Origin of the sequence: Cupriavidus sp. WS (assembly GCF_000395345.1) — a bacterium.
Lineage (GTDB): Bacteria > Pseudomonadota > Gammaproteobacteria > Burkholderiales > Burkholderiaceae > Cupriavidus > Cupriavidus basilensis_B.
Genome location: NZ_AQPL01000506.1, coordinates 1 through 8347 on the forward strand (window position 1 = coordinate 1; position 8347 = coordinate 8347).

An 8347-nucleotide genomic window follows, 5' to 3' on the forward strand; every position below is an offset into this window, starting at 1 on the left:
CCGCCCGCCGGCACCGGCGCTGCCGGCGCCCGCGCGAGGTCCGCGGCGGCCGGCGCCGACAGCGGCGTCCACGCGGGCACGGCGGCCGGCGTCGCTTCGGCAGCGTTCGCTGCGGGCGCTGCCGGCGCCGCCGCGCCGGGCTGGCCGCCGCGCGCCACGTCGCCGCCCTCCACATGCCAGCCGCCGCCCAGCGCGCGCATCAGCACCACGCTGGCAGTGAACTGGCGGCCGTAGATCGACAGCGCCGTGACCTCGGCCTGGTAGGCGGTGGTCTGCGCGGTCAGCACGTTGAGCAGCGCGGCGGTGCCGGCGCGGTAGCGGTTGTTGACCAGCGCCAGCGCCTCGCGCGCGGAGCGCAGCGCGTCGTCCTGCACCACGGCTTCCTGCTCCAGCAGGCGCGCCGCGGCGAGGTTGTCCTCGATCTCCTGGAAGGCGGCCAGCACGGTCTGCCGGTACTCGGCCACCGACTGGTCGTAGGTGGCCACCGCCTGCGCCTTGGCCGCGCTGCGCAGGCCGCCGTCGAACAGCGTGCCGGCCAGCGCCGGGCCGATCGACCACACGCGGTCGGGCAGCGACAGCCAGCGCGCCAGCGTGGCCGCGGACAGCCCGCCCGAGGCCGACAGCGACAGCGTGGGATAGAACGCAGCCTGCGCCACGCCGATCTGGGCGTTGGAGGCCGCCATCTGGCGCTCGGCGGCGGCGATGTCGGGGCGGCGCTCGAGCAGCGCGGACGGCAGCGCCGCCGGCACGCGCGGCACGCGCGAGGCGAAGTCGTGCGCCGCGACCGAGAACGAGGCCGGCGCCTGGCCGATCAGGATGGCGATGGCGTGCTCGTACTGCGCGCGCGTGATCTGGATGTCGATCTGCTGGGCCTGGGCGCTCTTGAGCTGGGTTTCCGACTGCAGCACGTCGGAGCGCTGCGCGGTGCCGACCGCGTACTGGTTGCGCACCAGCTGCAGCGAGCGCGTGTAGTCGGCCACGGTGCGCTCGAGCAGCGCGCGCTGCTGGTCGGTGATGCGCAGCAGGAAGTAGGTCTGCGCCAGCGTGGCCTGGGTCGACAGCAGCGTGGAGGCCAGCGTGGCCTCGCTGGCCTGCGCGCTGGCCTCGCTGCTTTCCACCTGGCGGCGCACCTTGCCCCACAGGTCGGGCTCCCAGCTCGCCGTCAGCGAGGCGCCCTGGCTGTTGGCGATGCGCGCGGCGCCGGTGGTGGTGGTGCCGGAGCTGGAGCGGCCGGCCGAGGCGGACGCGCCCACGGTCGGGTAGTAGCCCGCGCGCGCCGACTGCAGCAGCGCCTGCGCCTGCCGGTACTGGGCCTCGGCCGCCTTGATGTTCTGGTTGGAGATCTGCACCTGCGACATCAGCGCGTCGAGGTCGGCATCGCCGAAGATGGCCCACCAGCGGCCGCGCGCGCTGGCGTCCTGCGGCTCGGCCGGCTTCCATTCGCCCCACTGCGCGCTGTCGGCGGGGGCTTCCTTGAAGGCGGGCGCGGCCGGCGCGTCCGGGCGCTGGTAGTCGGGGCCGACGGCGCAGCCGCCCAGCAGCAGGGCGCAGGCCAGGGCCAGCGGGGCGGGCACGGAAGAGGAGCGGAAAATGGCGTTCATGGGTCGCATTCAGGATTCGAGGCCGGGGCGGCCCGTGGCGAGCGCGGCGCGGCGGCTGCGCCACGCCTTCACCTTGAGGCGCCAGCGGTCCAGGGTCAGGTACACCACCGGCGTCGTGTAGAGCGTCAGCAACTGGCTGACCACCAGCCCGCCCACGATGGAGATGCCCAGCGGCGCGCGCAGCTCGGCGCCGTCGCCGTGGCCGATCGCCAGCGGGATGGCGCCGAGCAGCGCCGCCATCGTGGTCATCATGATGGGGCGGAAGCGCAGCAGGCAGGCGCGGTAGATCGCGTCCTGCGGCGCCAGGCCCTCGCGCCGCTCGGCGTCGATGGCGAAGTCGATCATCATGATGGCGTTCTTCTTGACGATGCCGATCAGCAGGATCACGCCGATCAGCGCGATGATGGTGAAGTCGGTGTGCGTGCCCAGCAGCGCCAGCAGCGCGCCCACGCCGGCCGAGGGCAGCGTCGAGAGGATGGTGAGCGGGTGCACGTAGCTCTCGTACAGCATGCCCAGCACGATGTAGATCGTGATCAGCGCGGCCAGGATCAGCAGCGGCTGGCTCTTGAGCGAGTCCTGGAACGCGCGCGCGCTGCCCTGGAAGCTCGCGCGCAGCGTCTCCGGCGCGCCGATGCGCGCCATCGCGTCCTGGATCGCCGCGGTCGCCTGCGACAGCGAGAAGCCGTCGGCGAGGTTGAACGAGATGGTGGACGCGGCGAACTGGCCCTGGTGGTTTACGCCCAGCGGCGTGCTGGTCGGCGTCACGCGCGCGAAGGCCGACAGCGGCACGCGGTGGCCGTTGCCGGCGACCACGTAGATGTCCTTGAGCGCGTTCGGCCCCTGCAGGTATTCCTGGCTCAGCTCCATCACCACGCGGTACTGGTTGAGCGGGTTGTAGATGGTCGCCACCTGGCGCTGGCCGAAGGCGTCGTTGAGCACGGCGTCGATCTGCTGCGCGGTGATGCCGAGCTTGTAGGCGGTGTCGCGGTCGATGATGACCGAGGTCTGCAGGCCCTTGTCGTTGGTGTCGGTGTCGATGTCCTCGAGCCCCTTGACGTTGGAGAGCGCGGCGCGCACCTTGGGCTCCCATTCGCGCAGCACCTCGAGGTCGTCGGACTGCAGCGTGAACTGGTATTGCGAGCTGCTCTGCCGCCCGCCGATGCGGATGTCCTGCACCGACTGCAGGAACAGGCTGGCGCCGGGCTCCTTGGCCAGCTTGCCGCGCAGCCGCGCGATGATCTGGTCGGCCGATTCGTCGCGCTGGCTCAGCGGCTTGAGCGTGACGAACATCTGCCCGGTATTGCGCTGCGAGCCGCCGGTGAAGCCGGTCACGTTGACCACGGCCGGGTCCGACTGCACGATGCGGGTGAAGTTGTCGAGCTTGACGCGCATGGCCTGGAACGAGGTGGCCTGGTCGGCGCGGATGAAGCCGATCAGCCGCCCGGTGTCCTGCTGCGGGAAGAAGCCCTTGGGCACGATCACGTAGAGCCACACGTTGAGCCCGACCGTGCACAGCAGCACCAGCCAGACCAGCCGGCTGTGGCGCAGCGCCACCGCCAGCGAGCGCGCGTAGCCGTCGTGCAGCCACTGGAACACGCGCTCGCTGGCGCGGAAGAAGCGCCCCTGCGCCTGCTCGGGGGGCATCGGCTTGAGCAGGCGCGAGCACATCATCGGCGTGGTGGTCAGCGACACCACCAGCGACACCATGATGGCCACCGACAGCGTGACGGCGAATTCCTGGAACAGCCGCCCGACGATGCCGCCCATCATCAGCAGCGGGATGAACACCGCGATCAGCGACAGGCTCATCGACAGCACCGTGAAGCCGACCTCGCGCGTGCCCTTGAGCGCGGCGGCCATCGGCGTCATGCCTTCCTCGATGTGGCGCGAGATGTTCTCCAGCACCACGATGGCGTCGTCCACCACGAAGCCGGTGGCGATGGTCAGCGCCATCAGCGACAGGTTGTTCAGCGAGAAGCCCGCCAGGTACATCACCGTGAAGGTGCCGACCAGCGAGACCGGCACCGCCACGCTCGGGATCAGCGTGGCGCGCACGTTGCGCAGGAACAGGAACACCACCATGATCACCAGCGCCACCGAGATCATCAGCGTGTACTCGACCTCGCGCAGCGAGGCGCGGATGGTGGGCGTGCGGTCCATCATCACGTCCATCGAGATCGCCGCCGGGATCATCTTCTGCAGCTGCGGCAGCATCTCGGTGACGCGGTCCACGGTCTCGATGATGTTGGCGCCGGGCGAGCGGTTGAGCACCAGCAGCACCGAGGGCTTGCCGTTGGCCGAGCCGGCGTTGCGGATGTCCTCGACCGAATCGACCACGTTGGCCACGTCGGACAGCCGCACCGGCACCGCGAACGAGTTCGGGCCCGCGCCGCCGGCGTTGCCGCCGGTCGCGCCCGTGCTGATGGTGGTGGTGCCGCTGCTGGTGGTGATGGTGGTGACGGTGACGCCGTTGACGGTCTTGGTGCTGACGCCGCCGCCCGCGGTGGCGTTGGCGGTGCTGGCGATCAGCGCGCCGGCCGAGGTCGACGAGAACGTGCCGGGCGTGGCGTAGCGGATGATCAGCGGCATGTATTCCGCCGCCGTGCGGGCCTGGTCGTTGGCGTACACCTGCCAGTTCTTGGCCGCGCTTTCGACCGAGCCCAGCGGCCGGTTGGCGTTGGTGGCGCTGATGGTGTTGCGCACGTCCTCGAGCGCGATGCCGTACTTGTTGAGCGCGGTCGGGTTGAGCTCCACGCGCACCGCCGGCAACGAGGCGCCGCCGATGGTGACCTGCCCCACGCCCTCGACCTGCGACAGCTTCTGCGCGAGGATGGTGGAGGCCGCGTCGTAGAGCTGGCCGCGCGTCATGGTCGGCGAGGTCAGGCCGATGATCATGATCGGCGCGTCGGCCGGGTTGACCTTGCGGTAGGTCGGGTTGTTGGGCAGGCTGGTGGGCAGCGTGCCGCGCGCGGCGTTGATGGCCGCCTGCACGTCGCGCGCGGCGCCGTCGATGTCGCGCGACAGGTCGAACTGCATGGTCACGCGGGTCGAGCCCAGCGAGCTGCTGGAGGTGATCTCGGTGACGCCGGCGATGGCGCCGAGCGCGCGCTCCAGCGGCGTGGCCACGGTGGCGGCCATCGTCTCGGGGCTGGCGCCCGGCAGCGAGGCCGATACCGAGATGGTGGGGAAGTCCACCTGCGGCAGCGGCGACACCGGCAGCGTGCGCAGCGCCGCGACGCCGGCCAGCAGGATGCCGAGCGTGAGCAGCGCGGTGGCGACCGGCCGGTGGATGAAGAGGGCGGACAGGTTCATCGCGGCTCCGCGGGTGCCGGCTCGCCGCCGCCCCAGCCGCCGTCGCCTTCGTCATCGGGCTTGCCCGGGTCGTGCGGATCGTGCGGATCGCCGATGTGCCGGCGCCGCCAAGCCGCCAGGCGCGCGGCGATGCGGTCGAAGGCGAGGTAGATCACCGGCGTGGTGAACAGCGTCAGCACCTGGCTGACCAGCAGGCCGCCCACCATCGTGATGCCCAGCGGGCGGCGCAGCTCGGAGCCGATGCCGGTGCCCAGCATCAGCGGCAGCGCCGCCAGCAGCGCGGCCATCGTCGTCATCAGGATCGGGCGGAAGCGCAGCAGGCAGGCCTGGTGGATGGCGTCGCGCGGCTTCATGCCGCCCTCGCGCTCGGCCTCGAGCGCGAAGTCGATCATCATGATGGCGTTCTTCTTGACGATGCCGATCAGCAGGATGATGCCGATGATGGCGATGATGCCGAGGTCCTGCCCCGACACCAGCAGCGCCAGCAGCGCGCCCACGCCGGCCGAGGGCAGAGTGGACAGGATGGTGACCGGGTGGATGGTGCTCTCGTACAGCACGCCGAGCACGATGTACATGGTCACCACCGCGGCCAGGATCAGCCACAGCGTGTTCGACAGCGAGGCGCGGAACGCCAGCGCGGCGCCCTGGAACTCGGTCTGCATCGAGATCGGCAGGCCGATCTCCTGCTCCACCTTGGTGATCTTGTCGACCGCCGCGCCCAGCGACGCGCCCGGCGCCAGGTTGAAGGAGATCGTCGAGGCCGGGAACTGGCCCTCGTGGTTGATCACCAGCGGGCCGGTGCGCTCGGAGATGCGCGCCACCGCGCCCAGCGGCACCTGGCCGCCGGAAGAGGAGGGCAGGCGCAGCTCGGCCAGCGACTGCGGGCCGGTGCGGAAGTTGGGCATGGCCTCCAGCACCACGCGGTACTGGTTCGACTGCGTGAAGATGGTCGACACCAGGCGCTGGCCGTAGGCGCTGTACAGCGCGCTGTCGATCACCGCGGTGGTGATGCCGAAGCGCGCGGCCGAGTCGCGGTCGATCTCCACGTAGGCGCGCAGGCCGTTGTTCTGCAGGTCGCTGGCGACGTCGCGCATCTCCGGCTCCTGCTTGAGCCGCTCGACCAGGCGCGGCACCCAGGTGGCCAGCGTGGCCGGGTCCGGGTCCTGCACCGTGAACTGGTACTGCGTGCGCGCCACGCGGTCCTCGATGGTCAGGTCCTGCACCGGCTGCATGTACATGGCGATGCCGCCGAGCTTCTCGACCGAGGCCTGCAGGCGGTGCGTGACCTCCTCGATGGTCTCGCTGCGCTGGTCCTTGGGCTTGAGGTTGATCAGCATGCGCCCGGCGTTGAGCGTGGTGTTGGTGCCGTCCACGCCGATGAACGACGACAGGCTTTCCACCGCCGGGTCCTGCATCACCACCTTGGCCACCGCCTCCTGCTTGCGCTGCATGGCCGGGAACGAGGTGCTCTGCGAGGCCTCGGTGATGGCCTGGATCACGCCGGTGTCCTGCACCGGGAAGAAGCCCTTGGGCACCAGCAGGTAGAGCAGCACGGTCAGCACCAGCGTGCCCACCGCCACCAGCAGCGTGCTTTTCTGGCGGTCGAGCACCCAGTCCAGCGCGCGGCCGTAGCGCGCGATCACGTCATCGAAGAAGCGGCCGGTGGCGCGGTGGAAGCGCGACAGCTTTTCCTCCGGCACGTGATGCAGCAGGCGCGCGCACATCATCGGCGTGAGCGTGAGCGAGACCACCGCGGAGATCAGGATCGACACCGCCAGCGTGATGGCGAACTCGCGGAACAGCCGGCCCACCACGTCGCCCATGAACAGCAGCGGGATCAGCACCGCCACCAGCGAGAAGGTCAGCGAGATGATGGTGAAGCCGATCTGCTTCGAGCCCTTGAGCGCGGCCGCCATCGGGCTCTCGCCGTCCTCGATGTAGCGCATGATGTTCTCGATCATCACGATCGCGTCGTCCACCACGAAGCCGGTGGCGATGGTCAGCGCCATCAGCGTGAGGTTGTTGATCGAGAAGCCGGCCAGGTACATCACGCCGAAGGTGCCCACCAGCGACAGCGGCACCGCCACGCCCGGGATGATGGTGGCCGGCACGTTGCGCAGGAACACGAAGATCACCATCACCACCAGCGCCACGGCCAGCAGCAGCTCGAACTCCACGTCGCGCACCGAAGCGCGGATGGTGGTGGTGCGGTCGGTCAGCAACTGCACGTGCACGGCGGCCGGCAGCGCGGTCTCCAGCTGCGGCAGCAGCGTCTTGATGCGGTCCACCACCTCGATCACGTTGGCGCCGGGCTGGCGCTGGATGTTCATGATGATGGCCGGCTTGTCGTTGGACCAGGCCGCCAGCCGCGAATTTTCCGCGCCGTCGACGATGTTGGCGACGTCGGTGATGCGGATCGGCGCGCCGTTCTGGTAGCCGATGATGATCTGCTTGTACTCGTCGGCCGACTTGAGCTGGTCGTTGGCGTCGATGGTCGAGGCGCGCGCCGGGCCGTCGAAGCTGCCCTTGGAGCCGTTGACGTTGGCGTTGCCGATGGCGGTGCGCAGGTCGTCGATCGACATGCCGAGCGAGGCCAGCGCGGTGGGGTTGGCCTGCACGCGCACGGCCGGGCGCTGCCCGCCGCTGAGCGTGACCAGGCCCACGCCCTGGATCTGCGAGATCTTCTGCGCCACGCGCGTGTCGACCATGTCCTGCAGCTTGGGCAGCGGCAGGGTGTCGGAGGTGATGCCCAGGCTCAGGATGGGCGCGTCGGCCGGGTTGACCTTGCTGTAGACCGGCGGCATCGGCAGGTCGGCCGGCAACAGGTTGCTGCCGGCGTTGATGGCCGCCTGCACCTGCTGCTCGGCGATGTCGAGCGACAGCGTCAGCTCGAACTGCAGCGTGATCACCGAGGCGCCGCCCGACGACGAGGACGACATCTGCTTGAGCCCCGGCATCTGGCCGAACTGTCGCTCCAGCGGCGCGGTGATCGACGAGGTCATCACGTCGGGGCTGGCGCCGGGGTAGAGCGTGGTGACCTGGATGGTCGGGTAGTCGACCTCGGGCAGCGCGGACAGCGGCAGCAGGCGGAAGGCCACCAGCCCGGACAGCAGGATGGCGAGCATCAGCAGCGCGGTGGCGACCGGCCGCTCGATGAAGAGGCGTGACGGGTTCATGTATCGGTCCTTACTGCGGCCGCTGCGGCGCGGCGCCCGCCGGGGCGCCGCCGCCGGCCGCCGCCGCGCTGGCGCCGTTGTGGTGGCGGCGGCCCTCGCCGCCGGCGCCGGAGGCACCTGAGGCACCAGCGGCGCCCGAGCCGCTGGCACCGCCCCAGCCGCCTTCGCGGCGGCGTCCGCGCCCGCGCGGCTGGCTGGGCGGCACGAGCTGCGAGGCGCGCGCGGCCGGGTCCACGGTTTCCACCGTCATGCCTTCCT

General features: G+C 70.6%; 3 protein-coding genes and 1 pseudogene. All 4 read right to left on the reverse strand.

Features of this window, described 5'->3' with window-relative positions; translation table 11 throughout:
- Window positions 1-1610, reverse strand: a 1610-nt coding sequence (locus K206_RS40025; RefSeq protein WP_155888378.1) for an efflux transporter outer membrane subunit, incomplete at its 3' end; no start/stop codon positions are given.
- Window positions 1611-4913 (reverse strand): efflux RND transporter permease subunit, encoded by a 3303-nt coding sequence (locus K206_RS0132925; protein ID WP_020206559.1) that lies wholly within the window; start codon window positions 4911-4913, stop codon window positions 1611-1613.
- Window positions 4910-8089: an MdtB/MuxB family multidrug efflux RND transporter permease subunit gene (locus tag K206_RS0132930; RefSeq protein WP_020206560.1), complete on the reverse strand. Its 3180-nt coding sequence runs from the start codon at window positions 8087-8089 to the stop codon at window positions 4910-4912. Before K206_RS0132930 ends, K206_RS0132925 begins: the two co-directional genes overlap by 4 nt.
- Before the next feature lie 10 nt (window positions 8090-8099).
- A pseudogene (locus tag K206_RS0132935) lies at window positions 8100-8347 on the reverse strand (multidrug transporter subunit MdtA); the annotation flags it as partial.